At 61.5% G+C, this 21,587-nt stretch carries 11 protein-coding genes and 1 pseudogene; 6 read left to right on the forward strand and 6 right to left on the reverse strand.

All coding sequences use genetic code 11. The annotated features are described in order from the left end of the window. The first annotated feature begins 114 nt into the window (after positions 1-114). The 6 genes and pseudogenes from ACO2SS_RS22425 (at position 115) to ACO2SS_RS22450 (ending at position 9,189) form a co-directional block, all read left to right on the forward strand. A complete protein-coding gene (locus ACO2SS_RS22425; RefSeq protein ID WP_423280128.1) occupies positions 115-606 on the forward strand; it encodes a winged helix-turn-helix domain-containing protein in 492 nt (163 codons plus the stop codon). A gap of 63 nt (positions 607-669) precedes the next feature. Beyond that, positions 670-2,991, forward strand: a complete 2,322-nt coding sequence (locus tag ACO2SS_RS22430) for a peptidase domain-containing ABC transporter (protein ID WP_423280052.1) — start codon at positions 670-672, stop codon at positions 2,989-2,991. Positions 2,992-3,078: 87 nt separating this feature from the next. After that, positions 3,079-4,368, forward strand: a complete 1,290-nt coding sequence (locus ACO2SS_RS22435) for an HlyD family type I secretion periplasmic adaptor subunit (protein ID WP_423280053.1) — start codon at positions 3,079-3,081, stop codon at positions 4,366-4,368. Continuing rightward, a pseudogene (locus ACO2SS_RS22440) lies at positions 4,358-4,609 on the forward strand (SEL1-like repeat protein); the annotation flags it as partial. The gene ACO2SS_RS22435 and the pseudogene ACO2SS_RS22440, both read left to right, overlap by 11 nt. Positions 4,610-4,807: 198 nt before the next feature. Continuing rightward, the gene (locus ACO2SS_RS22445; protein ID WP_423280129.1) at positions 4,808-6,220 is read left to right on the forward strand and encodes a tetratricopeptide repeat protein; all 1,413 of its coding nucleotides are present in this window, start codon (positions 4,808-4,810) and stop codon (positions 6,218-6,220) included. A 137-nt stretch (positions 6,221-6,357) separates the two neighbouring features. Beyond that, positions 6,358-9,189 (forward strand): glycosyltransferase, encoded by a 2,832-nt coding sequence (locus ACO2SS_RS22450; RefSeq protein WP_423280054.1) that lies wholly within the window; start codon positions 6,358-6,360, stop codon positions 9,187-9,189. A gap of 5 nt (positions 9,190-9,194) precedes the next feature. Here the strand turns inward: ACO2SS_RS22450 and ACO2SS_RS22455 are convergent, their stop codons facing one another. The 6 genes from ACO2SS_RS22455 to ACO2SS_RS22480 form a co-directional block, all read right to left on the reverse strand. Then, complete coding sequence (locus ACO2SS_RS22455) at positions 9,195-10,868, reverse strand: glycosyltransferase family 2 protein (protein ID WP_423280055.1); 1,674 nt, start codon at positions 10,866-10,868, stop codon at positions 9,195-9,197. A 104-nt stretch (positions 10,869-10,972) separates the two neighbouring features. Next, positions 10,973-12,151, reverse strand: a complete 1,179-nt coding sequence (gene wecB, locus ACO2SS_RS22460; RefSeq protein WP_423280130.1) for a non-hydrolyzing UDP-N-acetylglucosamine 2-epimerase — start codon at positions 12,149-12,151, stop codon at positions 10,973-10,975. After that, positions 12,151-13,347, reverse strand: coding sequence for a glycosyltransferase family 4 protein (locus ACO2SS_RS22465; protein WP_423280056.1), 1,197 nt, complete (start codon positions 13,345-13,347; stop codon positions 12,151-12,153). The genes wecB and ACO2SS_RS22465 overlap by 1 nt, the downstream gene beginning before the upstream one ends. Further along, entirely contained in the window at positions 13,344-15,491 is a 2,148-nt protein-coding gene (locus tag ACO2SS_RS22470; RefSeq protein WP_423280057.1) for a hypothetical protein, read from the reverse strand. The genes ACO2SS_RS22465 and ACO2SS_RS22470 overlap by 4 nt, the downstream gene beginning before the upstream one ends. Before the next feature lie 644 nt (positions 15,492-16,135). Next, positions 16,136-17,044 carry a class I SAM-dependent methyltransferase gene (locus ACO2SS_RS22475; RefSeq protein ID WP_423280058.1) on the reverse strand — a complete coding sequence of 303 codons (909 nt, stop codon included), beginning with the start codon at positions 17,042-17,044 and terminating at the stop codon, positions 16,136-16,138. A gap of 2 nt (positions 17,045-17,046) precedes the next feature. Further along, entirely contained in the window at positions 17,047-21,162 is a 4,116-nt protein-coding gene (locus ACO2SS_RS22480; RefSeq protein ID WP_423280059.1) for a glycosyltransferase, read from the reverse strand. Positions 21,163-21,587 lie beyond the last annotated feature (425 nt).

The following is a 21,587-nucleotide window of genomic DNA, read 5'->3' on the forward strand; positions in this document are numbered from 1 at the left end:
TTGCCGCTTGTTGTGGTCAGCGCTGGAGGTCCGGAGGAGGCCTTAGCGTACCGCCTTCATGGAGCGACTGAGTGCGTTCAGGTTCCGGTCGACCTCGGGGCGTTCGCGACTCTGATGCAAGAGCTTGTGCGGCGGTCTGCCGCAGGGGTCGACAAGGATGCGCGACAGTCCGCGAGCCAGGCCGAGCAAGTGGGTTCAGTCTCGCCTGAAGGTGTTCGCTTGAGTCTGCGTGGCAACATCATTAGGGGCCCAGCCCAAAGAGATGTTCTCCTGACTACGGCAGAAAACCGCCTTCTCCGAACGCTTGCGATGCGGCCTTGGTGTGTGTTGAGCCGCGCTGAGCTCGGCACTGCAATCTACGGAGCGCAGCAGCCGGCCAACGACCGTGCAGTAGACGTCCTCGTCACTCGTTTGCGCAAGAAGCTGATGCTTGCCGGGGGGGAGGCTGCTCGCGCATTGGTGAAGACCGAGTTCCGTTTCGGCTATAGCTGGACCGCGGACGCGCTGGCGGATTCCGAGTCTGAGCTGCAACTCCGACAAGGACGCGCCGAGATGTCTGTTTCACAAGATCCGCCCCCGCCGGCCGTTCGGTGGGCTGCTCGTTAAACCGTGCGACTACGCGTTTCCGCGGCTTCTGTATTCCCTGGCTGAGACAACGACCGCATCTGCATGGCTGAAGTCCGCAACCCGGTCGAACTGGAGGTCGATGAACGCGACACTCACCAGTTGCTCGCTTCGCTCGCCATTGTCGCGCGTCATCTCGGGGTCGCTCTCCCCGGCCGTCTCCAGGAGATCGCGCCCGAAGCCATCGCGTTTGAGGAAGGGACGGTCGCTTCATCGGCCTCGGCCGCGCGCGCACTCGGACCGCTCGCGGAGCGGTCGGGGTTACGGCTCGCTCCGATCTCTGGTCAGCGCGCCGACGACCTGCTGAAGTTGAGGTCGGCATTGCCTGCTGTTCTCATCCTGAAGAACGGCCAAGCTCTAGTGCTGCTCCGGGTCGAGCAGGCATTCGTCAGTCAGGAAGATCCATCTCCGGCCGCCAGGCGGCATGCTGCGCGATTCATCCTTGTCGACCCGGTCGTCGGAGAAGGGCGGCCGATTATCTTGGACGTCCTCGCCTTGGAGCGCGGGTGGAATGGGGAATTGCTCTTGGTCAAACGGGAGTTCCGAACTCCCGAGCATGGCAACCAGACGGACGCCCCATTCGGGATGGGGTGGCTCGCGCGAGAGATGCTTCAAGAGCGGGGCACGATTCGAGACATCGTGATCGCGGCGCTAGCGCTCGCAATCCTGTCTCTCGGCCCGATCATGTTCATCCGCCTGTTGGTGGATCGCGTTCTTCATCATAACAGCGCGAACACTTTCGCTGTTTTGTGTGTCTTCATGGCAGTGTTTATCTGTTGTGAAGCCGTATTAACGTTTTTGCGGCGCATCGTGATACTTTACGTTTCGGCGCGACTGGACGGAAAGCTCTCGGCGCACGCGTTTTCAAAGTTGCTCAGACTCCCTCTGGAATTTTTCGAGAGCACTCCGGTTGGAAACGTCGCCCGCGACATGAACGAGATCGGGCGAATTCGTGGCTTCATGACGGGTCAGCTCCTCGGCACGGCCATCGACATGATCGGTCTCGTCATCTTTCTGCCGATCATGGTCATCATCAGTCCTGTCATGACCGCCTGGGTTCTGGCGATCTGCTGCCTCATCATTCTGTTTCTTATCATGGTTTTGCCGCGATTGCGGCGGCGTTCGCAGGACGTTTTCGAGGCTGAAGGTAGGAAGAGCGCATTCTTGTTCGAGACGCTGCGTGGCATTCATACGGTGAAGACACTCGCCTTGCAGGAGCGCCAGCGGCGGGAGTGGGACCAGCGTGTCGCGGCGTCGATCCGCCTGCGGATCCGCGAGGGGAGGCTGGCGGCCGTCGTGCAGGCCACGGTCCTGCCGATGGAGCGCCTGATGACCACGGGAGCAATAGCTTTCGGGGTATGGCTTGTTCTGAGTGCCGAGGGGACCGTGTATGTGGGCGCCCTGATTGGCTTCATGCTCCTCGCCAACCGAGTAGCCTCGCCCCTCATCCAGCTTTCCTACCTGGTTCAGCAATACGACGATGCGAGAATGGCGGTCAGCACCGTGTCGGGCTTGCTCAACAGGCCTGCCGAGGAGGCAGACAATCGCGACGGACTTCGATCTCCAGTGCGGGGCGAGATCGAGTTCAACAACGTTACATTCTCGTACCTGCAATCGCCGACGCCGGCCCTGAGGGGCGTCAGCTTCGTCGTCCCCTCGGGAAAGGTGCTCGGGATTGTAGGAAGGAGCGGCTCCGGCAAGACTACGATCACCCGTCTGCTGCAGCGGCTGCACACTGATTATTCGGGGCAGATCAAGATTGATGGAACGGAGCTCAAGGAGTTCGACGTCAATCACTTGCGCGCCGGGATGGGGGTGGTCCTCCAAGAGAGCTTCCTGTTCTCGGGCTCAATTCGGGACAACATCGCCATCGGCGAGCCAGGCGCACCGCTCGAGCGTGTGATCGAGATGGCTCGCCTCGCTGGAGCCGACGAGTTCATCAGCCAGCTTCCGCGCGGGTACGAGACTCAGATCCTCGAAGGCGGGAGCAACTTCTCCGGGGGACAGCGGCAGCGCCTCGCCGTTGCTCGCGCTCTGATGCGCAATCCTGGGATGCTGCTCTTCGACGAAGCAACCAGTGCACTCGACGTGGAAAGCGAGGCGGTCCTCATCGCTAATTTTCGGCGGATTGCATCGGGTCGGACGGTCATCATGATCTCGCATCGACTCGCGTCGTTGTCAGTGGCCGACAGCATCCTCGTCATCGACGGAGGGCTGGTTATCGACCAAGGCACCCACGACGAACTTCTCGAGCGGTGTGAAATGTATGCTCGCTTGTGGCGGCAGCAGAACAGGACGGCACCACGCCCGCCGGAACCGCGTGCCCTCGCCAAGGACGCCGTCCCGCTCCTGGCGAGGTCGGCGTAGATGGGTGCCGTAGGTTCTGGATTGCCAGCCACGCATGATCGCGGGAATCGTGCCCTGGCAACCTTCCAGTCGGAGGTTGGGGAGATCATGCAGGAGGGCGAGCCTCCCGCCGCCCGATGGGTTCTCCGTACGATCGTGGCCTTCGTGTTCACACTGATCGCGCTCTCGGCCGTGATGAGGCTCGATCGGGTCGTGACGAGCATCGGTGGCGAGGTCACCGGCGTGGAGCCCAACCTTGTCCTGCAGGTGCTCGAAGACTCGATCATCCGTAGCCTCCTGGTGAAGGAAGGGGACGTCGTTACGGGCGGACAACTTCTGGCGAAGCTTGACCCCACGTTCACGACTGCTGACGTCAATCAGCTTGAAGTGCAGGTTGCGGCAGCGAATGCGCAGATTGCGCGGCTTGAGGCAGAGCGCGCGGGTCGGGATTTTCAGATGGAAAGCGCTGGTGCGGGTACAGACGCATTGAACGGGTACATTGCGCTCCAGCGTAGCCTCTATGTGCAAAGGAAGTCGCAGTTCCAGGCTCAACAGCGAAGCTTCGATGAGAAAATCGCTCTGACGAAAGCCACTATGGATAAGACTCGCGAGGATGAGCGCCAGCTTACGGACCGTCTCGCGATCTTCAAGGAGATCGAGGCGATGCGCACGGCGCTTGAAGCCTCTAAGATCACGAGCCGCCTGCAACTGCTTCAGTCGACCGACCAGCGGATTGAGATCGAGCGCAACCTGGAGCTCAGCCGGAACAGTCTGCGTGAATCCGGCCATCAGCTCCAGGCGCTGATCTCCGATCGTGAGGCATTCAACCAGCAATGGCTCGCGCAGGTGGGACAGGAGCTGGTCACCGCTAGCCAGAGCCGCGACGCCGCATTGGAACAGCTGGCGAAGGCAAAGAGGCGTCAGGACCTCGTTGTTATGACCGCGCCAGAAAACGGGATCGTGCTGCGTCTTGCGAAGGTGTCGCAAGGCTCGATCCTGAAAGCCGGCGAGCAACTGATGCAGATCGTGCCGACCCGCGCTCCGCTGGAGGCAGAGGTCAAGGTCGCTGCGGGCGACATCGGATTTATACGTCCGGGGGACCGTTGTGTGATCAAGCTCGACCCCTTCAATTTTGTCGAGCACGGATGGGCGGAGGGACGTCTGCGCTGGATCAGCGAAGGCGTGTTCACGACCGACGCAGACGGGCGCCCCGCTCCAGCGTACTATAAAGCGCGGGTCACCATTGATGACCTGCAACTGAAGAACCTCCCGGAATCGGCGCGCCTGATTCCAGGGATGCAGCTTAATGCCGACATACATGTGGGCACGAGGACGGTTCTTGCCTACTTTTTCCACGGATTGATCCGCCAGTTCGGCGAGGCGATGCGTGAGCGTTAATCGCGGCACCGCTACGGAACGAAGCATCCTCGCCCGCCTCACAGGGGGCAGAGACTTCTTTTCCCGTCAGAGGCCGGACCGCGTTGTAGCGGCATATGATGCTGGGAACACGAGCGAGCTCCTGCGTCTAGCGCAAGGGGGAGGCCTGGAGGCTCAGTATCGGCTCGGCTTAGCTTACGCGACCGGGCAAGGCGCTCAGCAGAACCTCGCAGAGGCAGCCTTCTGGTACCGGAAGGCCGCAGAGGGCGGCCATAAGGAGGCTCAGTTCCAGCTTCATCTGGTCCTCTTACACGGCGGTACGAAACGAGGGGGGGCGAATGCTGGCTGGTACGCGGCGGCAGCCTCGGGGGCACCGGCGCGTACGGACGCATTGTCGGCGGCGCTCTTTCCTAATGGGCTGGCAATCTCAGAAGATCCCGATGAAGCTTTGAGATGGGGCTTGGCTGCCGCGAGCGCAGGTCACGTCGCTGCTCAGGCGAGTGTCGCGAGGATGCTGGCGGATGGGCGGGGGTGTCCTCCAGACCGGCAGGCCGCCCGCCGGTGGTATGAGGCCGCCGCCGAGGGAGCTGATCCCGACGCAGAATTCGCTCTCGGCGTGATTTACGCCAACGGCCTTGACGTTCCTATCGACTTCGAGCGCGCGGCTTCATGGTACAAGCGCGCAGTCAGGCAGGGCAACGTTCGGGCAATGACCGCTCTGGGCCTCCTGTATCAAACAGGTCAAGGGGTTGAGCGCGATCTCGAGCAAGCAGCTCGTCTTTTCAGGATCGCTGGTCGAAAGGGAGACCCGAGGGCCAACTACCATCTGGCGCTGTTGCATCTAAGTGGAGAGGGCGTCCCTGCCGATCTGGATCAGGCAAAATCCCATCTCGAGCTTGCCGCGATGCATCAGTATCTCCCGGCAGTGCTGGTGCTTGCGAGGCATAATCGAGCGGAAGGAAGAACGGGTGTAGCGATCACGTGGGTCAGGCCGGCCGCGGAGGCGGGTGATCCTGAGGCGCAGTGCCTTCTCGGCTCCCTTCTACTCGAATCCGGTCGTGCCAATCTCGAGGAGGCTCTGAATTGGCTCGGCCTGGCAGCCGAGAAGGGGCACATACAAGCCCAGGTCTTGATGGCAAAGGCGCTGCGAGAGGTACCCACACAACGAGCCAGCGCTGTTGCGCTGCTCAGCAAGGCAGCCGCCGCAGGATCTGCCGAAGCAAAGTTCATGCTGGCCGGGGAGCATCTCAAAGGCGAGCGTCTCGACTACGATAAGGCCGTTCGAGCCCTGCGGGAATCTGCCGAACTAGGGCATGTTCCCGCCATGATGAGATTGGGACACCTTTACTCGGAAGAGCGCGCCGGGGTCGACATCGACGGTCACCGGAAACAGGCTGCATACTGGTTTCAAGCCGCGGCTGATGCTGGCAGCCCAGACGCTGGTTTCATTCTCGGATGGCTTTATCTCGATGGGAAGGGCGTTGAGCAAAGCGACGAGCGAGCCGTCGAGCATTTCGTTCTCGCGGCTGACCGAGGCAACGTTCGAGCTGCGTTTCAGCTTGGCGCGATGTGCGCCTCGGGGCAGGGGACAAGAAGAAATCCGAAGCAGGCAGTGTATTGGTACCGAATTGCCGCAGCTGGAGGGGAGCGCCGGGCGCAGTACAATCTTGCATCCATGCTCGCTCGCGGCGATGGCTGTGTTCAGGACATCGAGGAGGCCGTGAACTGGTACGAGGCTGCAGCCGCGAACGGTCTGCCCGAAGCTCGCTCTGCGCTCGCCAGACTGCAGCGAAATCAGGAGATGAGCACAGCCGGGCTCCCGGGCGCGCAGGTCTCGGTCTCAGAGATCTCCGTTCACGATCGCGCAAGCTGACACGATGTGCCGATGCGATCTAGCGAAGCTCGCTGTGCGAACTGCACGCGCGAGGCGTGTCACGGAGAATGCCGCAGTGATCGAGATCAGGGTTCGATCAATGCATCGCTCCTGACCGCCGATCTTTGGCGCCACTGATGCCACCCGCACTCCGTAATCATCCGCGTACCATCGGCAACCGCGCTGCTGGGGCGGCAGATCGCGTGTCCCGCCAGCGTGGGCGAATCGTCGAGCTCTCGTCTGAAGGTATCGAAATTCAAGTCGCGCAAGGCGCTGATTTAGTAGGGAGGAGTGCCAAGCTCGTTCTCAACAAGCGTTTCCCTCTCACGATCGGTGCGGAGGAAACCATCGACGGGGCGGCGGCAGGCCTTGAGACGCGCTCCCTGAGTAAACGTGTGCCGTTCTCCGAACTGGTTGCTTCCGTACGTGGACATTTTCCGGATTGGACGCCGGCGGATGAGGGCGCGCATCGCCTTGAACTCTGGCGCGGTGAAAACATCGATGACTGGCTGGAGTTTTGCTATGCTCCGGCCCCCACGGGAAAGGTGGAGCTCTACTCGGCCGAACTCGTTCAGGGTTGGGCAGTCGATACGGTCAGTCCAAACATACCGGTCACCGTCGAGTTGTTTATCGACGGAGTTCGATACAGTTCCGTCCGGGCGAGCGGCGATCGCCCCGATCTCGTGAGGGCGGGCATAACGGCCCAAGGCGGTGGATTCCGTTTGCCCCTCTCGAGCTATGCACTTGGCGAAACCTCGGAACACGAGCTGGAAGTGCGGGCGGCCTATTCAAGGCAACCGCTCCTGAACGGCATGGTAAAGGCCGAGAACCTGCCCCCGCTCAAGCCCGTCGTGCCGCATCCGCTGCAAATGCCGGATTTCTCGCAGCGCGGCGTTACGATAATCGTGCCCATCTACAATGCGCCTGTCGAGCTTCGAGCGTGCCTTGCATCGCTCTTCCGGCACACAAAAGCTCCGGCTCGCTTGCTTCTCATCGACGATGCGAGCCCGGATCCTGAGATCTCATCTATCCTCCTGGAAGCGAGGCGCCGCGCGAACGTTCGGGTCCTGCGCAACGAGGCAAACGCGGGTTACACCCGGACGATCAACAGAGGCCTGTCAGAAGCGGGACGTGATGACGTCGTCTTGCTGAATTCGGATGTCGTGGTCACGCCCGGATGGCTCGAGAGCCTACGGGTGGCGGCCTACCTCTCCCCCGAGATCGCGACAGTCACTCCGGTCTCCGATAACGCAGGCGCGTTCTCCGTGCCTGAACCAAACGTGGCCAACCACTTCCCGCCGGAACTCGGCCCGGACGACGCTGCCCGCCTGGTCCGGCAGGAGGCAGCAGGCATCCTGCCCTCGGTACCGACCGGGAACGGCTTCTGCCTCTTCATCCGGCGAACATGCCTGGACGCAATCGGTGCATTCGACGACGCAGGCTTTCCACGGGGATACGGCGAAGAGAACGACTTCTCGATGCGGGCCGTGCGCGCCGGGTTTCGACATATCGTCGATGACCGCACCTTGATCCAGCACACGCGCTCGGCCAGTTTCGGCTCTTCGAAGTATGCGTATTTGTCGTCGGGACGACGCCTCGTCGACGAGCGATATCCCGAGTACTCGCATCTCGTAGATCGCGCGTTCAACGGGCAGGACGTTCTTGCCACACGCTGGCGCGTCCGGCGTGCCCTCGCCAGGTACAAGATCTCGCGGTGCAGGCCGAAGCCGCGCATTCTGTACGTGATATCGACCACAACGGGGGGAACGCCTCAGACGAACCTCGATTTGATGGCGGGGGTTTCCGACCGATACGAAGCCTGGGTGCTTCGCTGCGACACCCGCATTGTCGAACTAACGAGGTGCACCACGGGAACTCAGGAGACGGTCCGGCGAGTGAAACTCATGACCCGATTGGATCCGATAGCCCACGGAACGGCCGAGTACGACGCTATCATCGCCGAGTTCGCGTTCCTGTATGCGTTCGAGATCGTGCATATCCGCCACATAGCGTGGCACAGCCTGAACCTTCCGGCGATATTCCGAAGATCCGGCGCCGATGTCATTTTTTCGTTCCACGACTACTATGCGGTTTGTCCGACCGTGAAGCTGCTGGACGATAGGCGCGCTTTCTGCGGCGGCACGTGCACGGCCGGACACGGCGAGTGCATCCCGGAGCTGTGGCCTGCGCACGAGATGCCGCGGCTCAAGCATAGATACGTCACGGAATGGCGGACGAGGATGTCACGTGCGCTGAGTTGCTGCGACGGCTTCATCACGACGACCGCTCCCGCTTTCGACGTGATCTTCCGCAGCTTCCCCGATCTTTCGAAGCTGCCACACACGGTGATCCCTCATGGCCGTGATTTCGATGGGTTTGTTCCCCCGCGGCCGGCAGTAGCGCGATCCAGCTTGCGGGTCCTCATTCCAGGCAACATCTCCGTTGCCAAGGGAGCCCAGTTGATCAACGAGATCGCTGCCCTTGCTCCTGTGGGGGAGATCGAGCTCCATATTCTCGGCGATCAAGGCACCGTCAGGACGGGCCCTGGCGTGATAGCGCACGGCAAGTACGACAGAGCCGAGTTCGCAGACCGCGTGAAGGAAATTGCCCCAGATATGGGGGCGATATTCTCAATCTGGCCAGAGACTTACTCTCATACACTGACTGAGATGTGGGCCTGCGGCCTTCCGGTTCTTGGGTTGGACATCGGCGCCGTCGGAGAACGGCTGCGCCAAGCCGGGGCTGGATGGCTTCTTCCGGTTAGCTCACAACCGTCCACTATCGTCGCTGAACTTCGCCGTATCAAATCGGACGTTGCAGGCTTCAGATTAGCCGCTGAGCGGGTCGCATTGTGGCAGCTTGGAGAAGGAGCGCACAATAGTGTAGCGTCGATGGCCCTTCGTTACATTGAGTTCTATGAGCTAGTTCGTAAATCGCGGCTTTCGTTCGTTGAGCAATCAGCGGCCTAGTGACATCAATGATCTGACGCGTTCGTCGCGTGCAGGAAGAGGTTGAAGACGGCGCAGTTGTGGAATGTCATCGCCGCCAAGCTCCATGAGCGCTCGATCTTGGCGATGGACTGCCTCTCCTCGTGAAACATTGAGTTGGTCCGAACGATTCCGATCTCTGCCCCCGCTGACCGAGCGCGAAGGCAAAGCTCGGCGTCTTCGAAGTCCCCCCTCACGAAAAGGGGAGAGAAGCCGCCTATGTTCTCGAACAAGGTTCTCGAAATCAGCAGTGCCGCGCCGGTTACGAACTCTGTCGCGGGAATGCGCTCGACGTTCTCTGCTGTCCCGCGTGTCGGCCGCGTGCCCTTTCCCGGGTGGTCCAGAACATGGAGATTGCCGAACGGCGGGTGCTTCACGAGCGTCATGCCGTCATGCTGGAGACCACCGCCCGGATACAGCAGCCGGAACCCCACGACTCCCATTTCGCCACTTGCAATCGATGCTCGTGCAGTCGCTATGGCTCGGTCGTCGTGAACCGAAACATCGGAATTCAGCAGAAGTAGAACATCACCCGTCGCGACCAGCGAGCCGATGTTGTTTGCCGCTCCATAGCCGTAGTTCTCCGAATTTTCGACCAGTATGGTGCGGTGGCGTATGCGGCCCGCGTGGCGAGCAACGACGTCTCGCACTTCATGGGTGCGTTCGGGATCATCGCACACGATGATCATCTCATAGAGGCAGCTCGAAAGACGGGATTGCATCGCCAGAATCTCGGCGAGCAGCGCCGTATTAGCGAAGATTGGGACAATGACGCTGATTTGCGGCGTGGTCGTGCTGTCCGGATCGGAGATGGTTTGAACCTTGGCAGAATACCGGGCAGGCCTGCGGGCGCCGCAGAGAAGATGAGCGAGAAGTTTCTGAAGGGTGAAGGGGCGATCGATCTTACCTGCCGCGCTTGCCCACAAACGGGCGGTCATGGTTTCGGGAGAAGTCAGGCTGGGAAGTTCGAGCCGAGCAATCGGGGCTAGGCTGCCGGCTGTGAGCCGACATAGAACGAGCTCCACGGAGCGGTCCCGGCTCAACGGGGCCACTGCCGCGAAGACGGGCGTGCCAGAGCGCACGCTCTGCTTAGCTCCGGCGAACGCTATGCGGGATTGCGATGACGACGCTGCTGTCCCATCCGCGGAGAGGATGACAAGGTCGTCGGCGGGCAGTCCGGTGAGATGAAGCTCGAGCACAAGGGTCGATCCTACCCACGCTGCGGCCTCGGCGGAAATGATCGGCAGCTTCTCGTCTCGAAGGGCCGGCCCGCCCGCGAGGAGGGCGCGAGTGATTGGGTTTCGGGAGCGGTCGATCGCGCGACGAACGTCGAGCGGAGCATCCGCCATTTTTCTGGCGTCGCTAAACTCCACCGCAAAGACCTGAGGGTCGGTGCGGGAGGGCGGCGTGAGGCAGATCTCTACCTGGGTCCGGGAGAAAATGTCGATTGCGACGAGTGCCTCTCCCGCGATCGCGAGACATAAGCCTTGCTGGCCAGGATGGCTTGGCGGGTGTTCCCAGGGGAGAGTTTCGATCTGATGAGCGCCAATGGTTGCAAGGCGCCCATTCTCGTCAGAGATGCTGATGCTCTGGATTTGGCAAGCCGGCCCACCGACGGCGAGCAGATACGCGCCACCCCCGAAGGCGTAGGCCGAACGCATGACTGTCAGCCCTTCGGCGCCAGACAACTCACCCAAAGCGTTGGCTTGCCTTCTGTGCACAGGCATCAAGGCCCGCGCCCGTTTTCCGACTGGACGAAACGCCCCTAAGCCACTCGGGCACTGCCAAAGTGCCGGGCGGATGGCTGCTTGGAAGATGCCTGATCAGCCTGCGTGAAATGTGCTTCGAGCACGTCGCAAATCCGTCTGGCTGCCTGACCATCCCCGTACGGAGACACGTGCTTCGCCATTGATCTGTAGTGGCGCGGATCGGTCAGCAGTCTTGCGACCTCACGAACGATTGCGTTCGCATCTGTTCCCACCAGCTTGACGACACCCTGGTCAACCGCCTCCGGTCGCTCAGTCTCTGTGCGCAGTACGAGCACTGGCTTTCCGAGCGCTGGCGCCTCCTCCTGCAAGCCACCACTGTCGGTGAGCACGAGATCGGCGCGCGTCAGAGTTGCGACCAGATCCTCGTAGGAGAGCGGTTCGCACAGGTGTACACGCTCTTCAGCGGAGAGCGTAGCATAGGCCAGTTTACGCACGTTCGGGTTTGGATGAACCGGATAAACGAATTCGAGCCTCGGAAACCGCTCCAACAAGGACCGTACCGCGGCAAACATGCCGCGCATCGGATCGCCGAGATTCTCCCTTCGATGCGTTGTCAGGAGAACGACTTGGGCCCCCGGAGCGAATTGAAATGGCGGTTCGGGGCGTCGATCACGCATCCATAGTAGCGCGTCGATTACGGTGTTGCCGGTGACGGCAATCACTGGGTCGCTGACGCCCTCGTTTAGCAGGTTTTTGCGCGCGCTTTCGGTTGGAGCAAAGTGGAGACGCGTCGCCAAGCTCGTAACGACGCGATTGAACTCTTCCGGGAAAGGGTTTCCAGTGTCGAACGTCCGCAAGCCCGCCTCAATATGGCCGAATGGTACGTTGCGATAGAAACAGGCGACCGCTGTTGCCAGTACGGTCGTCGTATCGCCTTGCGCGAGCACGAAATCGGGCTTCTCGCGGGCAAGATACCCATCCGCTCGGAGGAGCAGCCTCGCGGTGAGAGAGGCTAGGCTCTGGTCTGGTTCCATCACGTCGAGGTCGTCGTCGATCTCGATGCCGAACGATCGCATCGCCTGGTCTAAAAGCGAGCGATGCTGCCCGGTTGCAAGGACCCGCACATCGGCCCAGGGCCTTTGGCGAAGTGCCATGACGACAGGCGCCATCTTGATCGCCTCGGGCCGTGTCCCGACCACACAGCAGACACGGCTTTTCTCGCCGAACGCCACCATCAAGCGTATCGCTCCGGCATCGGCCAAGTCAGGAGCGGGCGGCCTTCGACAACGAGCGAGAAGTAGGAGGCGCTCATGCGCTCAGCTGAAATGGCCCCGAGAAGACTTGGATCAGGTTGGCTAGCGGTTGCGGGGCGTGGCCTCTTGGCGGCGATCAGGTTGCGCATCGCGACAATCATCGCGTCCAGATTATTCGTCTGATCCATTTCGCTCAGCCGTATGATCATATCCGGTGTGAGGGTCGCAACATCTTGGTACGCTGGCGGAATGACCGTCACATCTGCTGACAGGATCTCCGCCTCTCGTGCGTTGCCAACATCTGTGAGTATCATGGGGCGACCTGTCGCAAGACCCTCGAGAACCACATTGCTGCAGCCCTCCTGCAGGGACGGCAACAGGATCGCGTCGACGGCTTCGCCATAGAAGGCGCCCATTTGCTCATGCGGTATTTGGGGGACGATTTGAATCTTGTCGTTGGCCGGCGAGGCAAGCATGCGATCTCTGACGAGGGAAGCGTATTGGGGATCGCCTCCGCCTCCGACGAGAAGAAGGCGCAGATTGGCCCCCTCAAGCGCCAGCCGCTCCGCCGCCGCGATCGCGACCAAGTGGTGCTTGTTGCGATGCAAGGATGCGACTGTGGCGAATACGAATGTCTCTTGAGAGATGCCCAGTGCGTTCCGAGTTTGAGCGCAGGCTGCGCTACGGAGTCCACTGAGATCGATGCCGTTCTGAATGACGCTGACCCGATCGCCGTCGACCCCGGCGCGAAAGCAGAAATAGTCCCGCACCCAGCGAGACACAGCCACGATGTCATCAGCCTCGAGGATCTGCTCCGCGCGAGCCGCGAACGCCTCGTCGTCCAGCCAAGTATATATGTTGTGCAACGTGTAGACAGTCCGCACCCCAAGGCGACTCAGTTCACGTAAGCCGAATGTCGAGTAGTGGTAATGCACCAGATTGATGCGGCGCTCGAATAATTCTGAGAGGAAGGCTTCCTCGTTGCCGTTGAATATGAAGACTTCCTCGCGTGCCACCTTTCTGGCAAGTTCACCGTAGTTGTTCGCCTCGATTAAAATCACCGACGGCACGCCGGCAGCCCTGTAAGCTCGGTGCAGGTTCAGAACGGTCTGCTCGAGCCCCCCTGTATCGAAGGCAGGAACCACCAGGGCAACCGATAGTGAACGTAGGGAGTTCATTGCACGAACCGTGCTGCGCGCGCTTGCGCGCCGTCGCGCCATTCGCCGAGCGCAGTCTCCGCATCGGTGACCTGTGCCGATAGCTCACTGAAGAGCTTTCGATTGCGAGCTGCCATTTCCATGCGAGCAGTTGCGTCCGGCCATCGGCCGAGCAGGAAGGTCTCCAACGGCACGTATGCCATTCCGCGTTCAACGAAATCGCCAACATGAGGACTGTCGAGCACGGGAATTACGCCGAGAGCCAAATATTCGATCAACTTGGTAGGGCAGGATACCCGATTGATTATAGATGTATCTCGCAGCAGAAGACCAAAGTCGCAGGTTTCCAGTCGGGAAAGTACCTCATCGTGCTCGAGAGCCTGGAGTACGATCCCGGCCTTACGATAATCGAAGGCCCGGTCGTTGAAAGCACGCTCGAGTTCCTCAATTTGGGGAGTGAAGATCGAGTGATCGCAGAACCTGTGCGTCGCAATAACGGCCTCTACGATCTTCCCGACTTGCTGCCAGGCCTGGGTGCCGCCAGCGTAGCACGCCCGAGGCCGCTCTTTGGGGCGAGCGCGCCTGTAGGCCCTCGCTGCGAGGTGCTGCGGCATGATCGGAAGCACAACCGGAGCAGTGTCGCGGCTGTCGTGCTTTTGCCCGAGATGCTCAGTCATGGGCAGGCCGACGCATACCACGCCTTCGAACTTGCGCCATGCCGTGCGCTCAAGAGCGTCAAAGGCTTGGCCTCGGTATGGGTCGCCCAGTAGATTCGTCTCCTCGGGCACTGCACCGTGAATATCGATCGTCGCGTGGCTTGCATGCCGCATAGCGGCGCGCCGAAACCCCTCCCATTCAAGCGATAGAAGGCTGTGCACGTAGATCTTCGAAAAATTCGCTACGGCCTCGATCAGTGCGCGCCCTGCGAGATCGGCGTCAGCGACCCACAGCGTCCAAACTCTATCGGCGATTGCGGTCAAGCTCGGCCGGTCCTTCTCGTCGGTGAGCAAGCGGACGTAGATGCGAGCGCAGGGCTCGAATAGACGGTCCATGGCAATGACGCGTTGGTTGTAGCCGTCCTTCTCATCGCAGGTGATCGGATCGAGGTTGGCGAAGACCAGGATTGCGCCGCTGGGCTCCATAGCCCGGGCGATCTGGTGCAGGATGCTTCCCGCCGATGCGAGCTCCTTTAGGTTGGCGCACCCCAACTCCTGTAGCGCCGCCCAGTAGGTTCTCAGCAGCCCCGCGTAGATCGCCCGAGTCTTGGGGGCGGGATCCCGGACGCGGTTGGACGAGAATCCAAACCTGAGGGTTTCGCGACTGCCCTTCGGGGCGGCTGGCCCTGCGACGGCGTCTCTGGCCAGTTGCTGGCGCAGTTCCCGGATCTCAAGGTCGCGGCGCTCGAGCGTGCGCCGGAGACGCGCTGCACCCGAAACATCGCGAAGTGCGTCTCGGGCGACTTTCAGAGCAGCTGCACTATGTGCCGCCATGGTGGCGCTTTGATACGCACAAACCGCTGTGTCCGCGGTGATAACCCGTTCAGCTTCGTCCTGCTGCCAGGACTGAAGAAGACCTTCTTCGCGCGAAACCGGCGACCGACCGTGTCGCCAGTCGAAACGTTCGAGATCGCGGAGGCGGTCAGGCAACTGCGCTGGCGACTCTGCTACGGTTGTGACCGGAACCAAGACTGCCCGCGCGACGCTCGACTCGAAACCGGCCGCATTCACCCGCAAAGAGAAGTCGGCCTCGGAGCTCACGACGCTAGAATACTCCGGATCGAAATAGCCTGCGCGACCTATCACCTCTCGCCGGAGGAGCAGACAGGACACGCTCAGATGCTCGCTAAGGAAAGTCCGGTTCCGCCATCCCGCGTTCCGGAGTTGAACATGCTCCTCAGCTGACCGCGCCATGTCGGTCGGCAACGGAACGTTCTGACCGGGCGCACCCCGATCCGTTACCGGTCCAACCACCGATTCGCAGGTGTCGATCAAGAGGTCGAGCGAGGATGGGGCAGGCTGAGCGTCTTTGCCGAGAAACCAGAGATGACTTGCCCGCGATTCGAGCGCTGATCGCGCTGCGATGTTAAGGGCCGCGATCCCGATCTCGTCGACAACGATCTCGTTGGCGAGCTTTCCGTCCCCGGCCTTGTCGTCGGGATTACGCACGACATAAAATCGATGTGCGACCCGCGGAGGCTGGCGGAGAAGCGCGTGGAGTGCGTTCGGGTATTCCCCCCCACATCCTCGAGCATCGACAATGATTGCTACCTCAGGATGCGCTAAGTCTATGCTCGACAAGTGCGGATGCGGTCGGCGCCCTTCCGTGCGGCCATGATGGATGAAGTGCGCGAGCGGTTGCGATCCCGCCTCTGCTACGTCTGGGTTCTCTTCGAGGTAATAGCTGGTCGAGAACGCGGAACTCGGATCTCGGCGCTCACGCCAGCCATGCTGCGCATAGTGGAGTAACGGCTCGACGCCTGCGGCGTCGACATCGCGGTACCGTGCCCGGTACCATTCGGGCTGAAACCACGGGTTAGGGCGCCGGCCCTGTCGCGAGCCATGCCGGAGATAGTGTCTGAGGGGCGATAATCCCGAACGTGCAACGTCCGGATATCGCGACACGTACCATTCTGCGATAAAGAGGCCGGCATACGCGTTCGCCCCGGACAGCCGTCGTCGTGCCCCGGGGATCGGCCATTGCGGTGAGAGCCGACGAAGCTTCGCGAGAATTCCCATCAGGTGCGAGGTGACTGTTAAAGCGGACGAGCGGACATCTTAGGAAGCTCGCCTAGGGTATGGTTAGTCGAGTGTCAAACTTCCGGATCAACGGTTTTCGCAAATTCGTTTTCATACCAAACCGGCTCGTCAGAGTCTTTCGAGCCCCAGGCAAGACAGTAGAATTCACCTTCGCCTGATGGCTCGGTTTCAAGGTGAACGAAATGTCTTGAGGACTTGGCGCGCAGCCATGACCTGATCCGGGCTTCCGAGAATGGCGACGGATGCATTCGGCGATGCTCCTCGTCCTGCGGCACGTCGGACCGACTCAGATTGACTTGGATGAGGAAGCGGCCGCCCGGCGATAGCTTGTTGAAGAGCGTATCGAACCACCACGCCGGATCATCGGTGTGGTCGATGACGTTATGGCAGATGGCCAGGTCGAAGCCCCCGGGAAGATCCGCGAGCACCTGCCTGTCCGACTCGTATCGGATGTTCTCGTTCCTGCAATGCGCGAACAGGCGCGCGTAAGCTGGATTGAGTGGATCGAACGCCACTCGCTCTCGACCCGGTAGAAACTCGATCATGCCAAGTGGCCCGCAGCCGAGTTCGATCAAGCGCGATTGATGGAACTCGGATCGTGACCAGCCCGTCCTGTAGAAGGTCGACAACATCAGATGTTGCTGGTGAAACGGGAATAGGCGTGGGTCTCTATTGCCGTACCCCTCGAACGCAACCCAGCGCCAGAAGGCAAGCTCGCGCAGCTGTGCCTCCCGGTACCGCGAAAGTCTCGGAGGAGAGGCGGAAAAGAGCTGCTCGATTGCCTGGAGATCGCCCGGGTCGATATCGAGGCCCAGAGGATTTTCGGTGGCAGCGATGGAAAGCCGTGCCTCGAGGCTGCGACGCAGGCGTCGCTCCTGAAGCATGTGGGTTCCGGTGATGTCGATCACCGCTTGCGAGAGAGTCTGAAAAACAGCGGCTCGTTCTTCCGCGTTGCTGCCCATAATCATCCCCGAGTGGGTGCGCCGATTGAACGGGCATGTGAAATGGCTGAGAGATAGCTATCGACCATGCGAGGGACCGAAAACTCGTCGGACAGCCGAGAACGCGCCAGAGCGGCGCCTGCCATCGCGCTTTCCCGATCGCGCGCGATGTCGCTAAGGGCGGCGGCAAGCGTACGCTCGAAGAGCGGAACCGGGCGGCGGAGAGCATCCCACATTCGCCCATTCGCCATGCCGTCGACCGAGTCGAGGGCGGGGATCAGCCGAATGCCAGACGACCGGCTCGCCAGGTCGCGCGCCGATCCGACATCCGTTACGACCGCCGGCATTCCGAGCATCGCGGCCTCCAACAGGCTAATGCTCCAGCCCTCGACGAGGGAGGGGAGTACGAAACAGTGATGGCTGCGCATCAGTTCGTGCACCGCCGACCGATGCCCGCCGGGGATGATTGCAACTCGATCGGCGAGCCCGAGGCCGCTCCGCAGGGCGGTCACCTCCTCGAAGAAGGACTCGTCGGCTGCCGCGCCAATCAGGGTGAGGTGCACGTCCGGAACCTCCCGGGCCACCGCCGCAAAGGCACGCAACAGGCGGTCCTGAAGCTTTACCCTGTTGAAAGTCGCAACATTCAGAAACGAGAAGCGATCCGGGCCAGGCAACGGACCGTCCCAAGCTATCGTTTCGGCGCGATTGGCCGCTGCGCCCGACAGCGTTGTGCCGTTTGGAATGACGACAAGGCGCGAGGCGTCAACACCGAAGGTTTTTCGCCCGTATTCTGCCACCTGGCGCGAGACCGCGATCACAGCCGACATGTGGGACAGCTCGGAGCGTAATTGTTCGTGTCGAGCCTCGTCGAACCAGATGTAAGCGTTGTGCATCGTGTAGATTGGCACGGCGCCGGCACTGTGGATTTGATCCGCTGCCAAGGCGCAATGATGATAATTGACGACGCCAACTCCGGTTTGCGTGACGTACTCGACGAGCCTGTCGGCCTGTCCTTCGAGAGCGACAAGATCGATGGTCTGCTCCGCACATATAGTCTGCAGATCGTGCGGAACGTCGCCGTGGGCGACGGCAAGGGTGACGCGGCTGCCGGCCTGTTGCAGGCCCGTGCAGAGGTCAACGACGACCTGCTCCATTCCGCCCTTACCCCAAGCCGGCAGAACGATCATCGCGCGGAGCCCCGGCGCATTCGTCACAGGGGCGGCGGGCGGCTTCGTTGCGAGGACATGCCCGCTCGCCTCCAGCCCGCGTTCATGGAGGCGCAGGGCGCAGGCATGTGCCAGCGCGTCGGGCATGTCGTCAGGCGTGCCCGCAAGGAGCCGTACGTGCCAAGGAAGATCGCACCTCTTGAGCCAAAAAAAGGTAAGATCGTCCGGCACGACGACAATATCCGCGGTGCTCACCACGGCCAAATCGACGATTCTGAGCGCAACGTCGATGACCAGCACACGCACGCGGTCGACGGACGGGCCGATAGGCCTTGTGGCCACCAATTCGGTGTAGAGCAGAGTCTCGACAGCCTCCGTCACGCTATCCCTGTACTGATCGGACGGCCGCCACGATGACCTTAAGGGGGGAGCTAGGCTTTCCGACTGTTTTAAGAGTGTCGATCGCCTATCGCGATCTACGGACAGCAGCCGCTCAACATTGCCGCGTATATTGAGCTCCTTGGCGCGGGCATTCAGCGTATTGTCGTGGACTCGGTACTTGTAGAGGGAGTCCGGCACGTGCACGAACGCCGTGACGGTGTTCATGCGGAGCCAGAAGTCATAATCCTCTCCGCCGAACAGATTCTCATCATGGCAGCCCACAACCGCGTGTATGTCCGCCCGCCAGAGAAAGCTTGCGCCCAGGAAGTTGTCCTCGCTCGCGTGGAAGTTGTCGACCGCTACGAACGCCGGCAATCGGACGGAAGACGTGCCATCCATCCGATTGTGCTCACGCCATTTTGGGTCGGTAAGCGGCGCGCCGCGGTCGTCGATCGCCTCATAGTTGGAGTAGGCAAGGCCAGCCGTCGGACTCGATTCAAGAGCTCGAAGCAGCACTTCCAGCTGGTGAGGCAGCATTACGTTGTCGGCTGATGTCCAGGTCAGGAACGAGCCGCGGGCTCGTCGAAAGCCATTGTTCAGAGCGGACGGCAGACGCTGGTTGGGCTGGTGAAAGAGGCGGACGCGAGGATCGTGAGCGAAACGGGAGACCGCATCGGCAACATCGTCCTTCGACCCGTCGTCGACGATGATGAGTTCCCAGTCGGAATAGGTCTGGGCCAGCACGCCTTCGACTGCGGCCGCAAGGTAGTTTGCTTGATTGTAGACCGGCAGGACGACACTCACCAGGCCCGGCACGCCGCCGGACAAGGAGGCGCTCGCGCGGCTCATCTCGGTCAGCCGCCGGCGCGAACGGGCGGCGGTGAACGGTTTCAGGCTCGCCGCCCCGGTGGCCCCGACCTCGTTCGCCGACGATCGGCGATCGGGTCCGGATGAAATCGCGGCGGGGCGAGCCAACGCGGCTGCGAGGCGCTCCTCGAGAACCCCGCGGGCACTTTGCGCCTGGATCCGGATCAACTGCTCGGTCTCGAGCAGCTTTTCTGCCGCATCGAGCCGTTCGCGCAAGTCTGCGCAGGTTTGTCGGGCCTCCAGCTTCGCGGTCCGCTCCGTATCAGCATCGGCGAGAGCCGCCTGCCGAGCTGATTGCGCGGTTGCGAGGTCAACTCTCGCCGCGGTGGCAGCGGCCTGCTCGGTCTCTGCGAGCCGCAGCGCGCCGTCGAGTTCCGCACTAATGAGCGCCCGTCCCGTCCGCTCCGCGGTGAGAGCAACGCAGAGGGCTTCCGACCGAGCCGTCGCTTGCTCCAAGCGCCTTTCAAGCTCCCGCTGATCGACGCGTTGCGCAGTCAGCGCGATCTCCCGATCCGCTGCCGGTTTTAGCTCTCCAAGAGCACCTGCCGTCGCCGTCGGGATCTCGCCGCTCAACAGTGCAGCGAATGTCTCGCTGCCAAATAGCGGCCCCGCATCTGGTCCTTGGCGAGCGATCGCACCGAGGAGTAGGGCGGCACCCCGGGACCCGACAGGGCGGAGGCCGGTCGTGGTCGATGTGAACTGTTCCCAAATCCTTCCTTCGGCATGCTCTGCTTCGACCTGGAGCCGCAGGTCGAATCGCTCCGGCTCAGCGGCGAGCATATCGAGTTGCTCCCGCAACTCGTCGCCAGAGATCGTCGGCATGCCTCGTCCGGAGAAATTTGTTCTCGCGGCAGCCGTGAAGCCCTCACGGTGAAGCAGTCCTTTTACACCGTCCGCGCCGACGAGAAGCGCCGGCCGACCCGCCGCCCCAGCTTCGAGCACCACCCGGCCCATGCCGGCTACCAGAGAGTATCCAGACAGCAGCCGCTCGATCTCGTGCGACCACCCCATGTACTGACCGCAGGCTCTCCCGGCCGCGGGCATCTCGGCGAGGATCGTCTCACGAGCATCACCGTCCCCGTAGATGTGTAGAATCTCCGGGGCAAGGACATCACACTTGCGAAACAGGTCCGCGAGACCGGGAAGCCGTGCTTCGTCGAGTCGTGAGATGACTGCAACCGAGCGAGCGGTCGTTCGCCCAACCGCTGGCGAGATCGCGACGGGGTTTCCCAAAATCTCGCACGCCGTAGCTCCGCAGAGGCGTGCTGTCACAGCCGCCTCTGGAGAAACGCAGACCACGCGGCCAGCGCCGGGCAACACATGGTCCCGCAAGAGTATGTCCCATGCGGGGCCGAAAGGTGCGAGGAGGGATAGTGGCGCGTGAACGGTGCAAACGAAGCTTGAGCGCGCCTCGGACGCGGCAAGGTAGCCAACGACGTAGCTTGAGAAGGGGTGGGCATGAACTAGTGGAATGTCGTGCTCTTGCAGGTACTCCGCTAGTCGTTGGGTCGAGCGAACGATCGCCTTCGCAGGCGCGAACGGCCCCATCTCCAGCCCGGTCACGAGTTCCGCAACGCCCACCGGCACGAGCGCCCCTGGGGCGATGTTGCCGACGCCGAGGTGCACCTCGATGCCTCGCCCGCTGAGTGCTCGGATCTCGCTCGCGATATGGGTCTCGATCCCGCCTCGCGTGAAAGCGTCGACTAGAATAAGGATCTTGTTCATGCCGCCTTGCTTACGCCTCCCGCGAGTGCCGGATCCGTAGTGGGACCTAGGCTCGGCTCATCGGGCGCAATGAGCGCCGGGTGCGCTCATGAAAGTGTGAAACGCTGGTCAATCCGGTCGGCTCACCGAAAACTTGCCCCATGGCCAGCCCGTTCGTAGGGCGATTCCGCGACTCCATTCCATAACCCAACACAAGTGACAACCCGCGCGTACGTCTTCGCATGCTGCCACGCCACGGTCGTCGTAGAAGTTCAGAAGGTAGGCCGGCGACGAGTCCGTCGTCGAATAAAGTGCCCGAAACCAATCCGCTGTGAGCAAGGCGTTGAGAAACTGGTTTAGGTGAAACGACCCGCGGCGACATTTTGAGGAGGTCGGCGCTTTGGATGGCGCAAGGGACCCGGTTGCGAATGATGTCGCGATGTAAT

It is taken from the genome of Enterovirga sp. CN4-39, from assembly GCF_049446235.1.
GTDB lineage: Bacteria > Pseudomonadota > Alphaproteobacteria > Rhizobiales > Beijerinckiaceae > Enterovirga.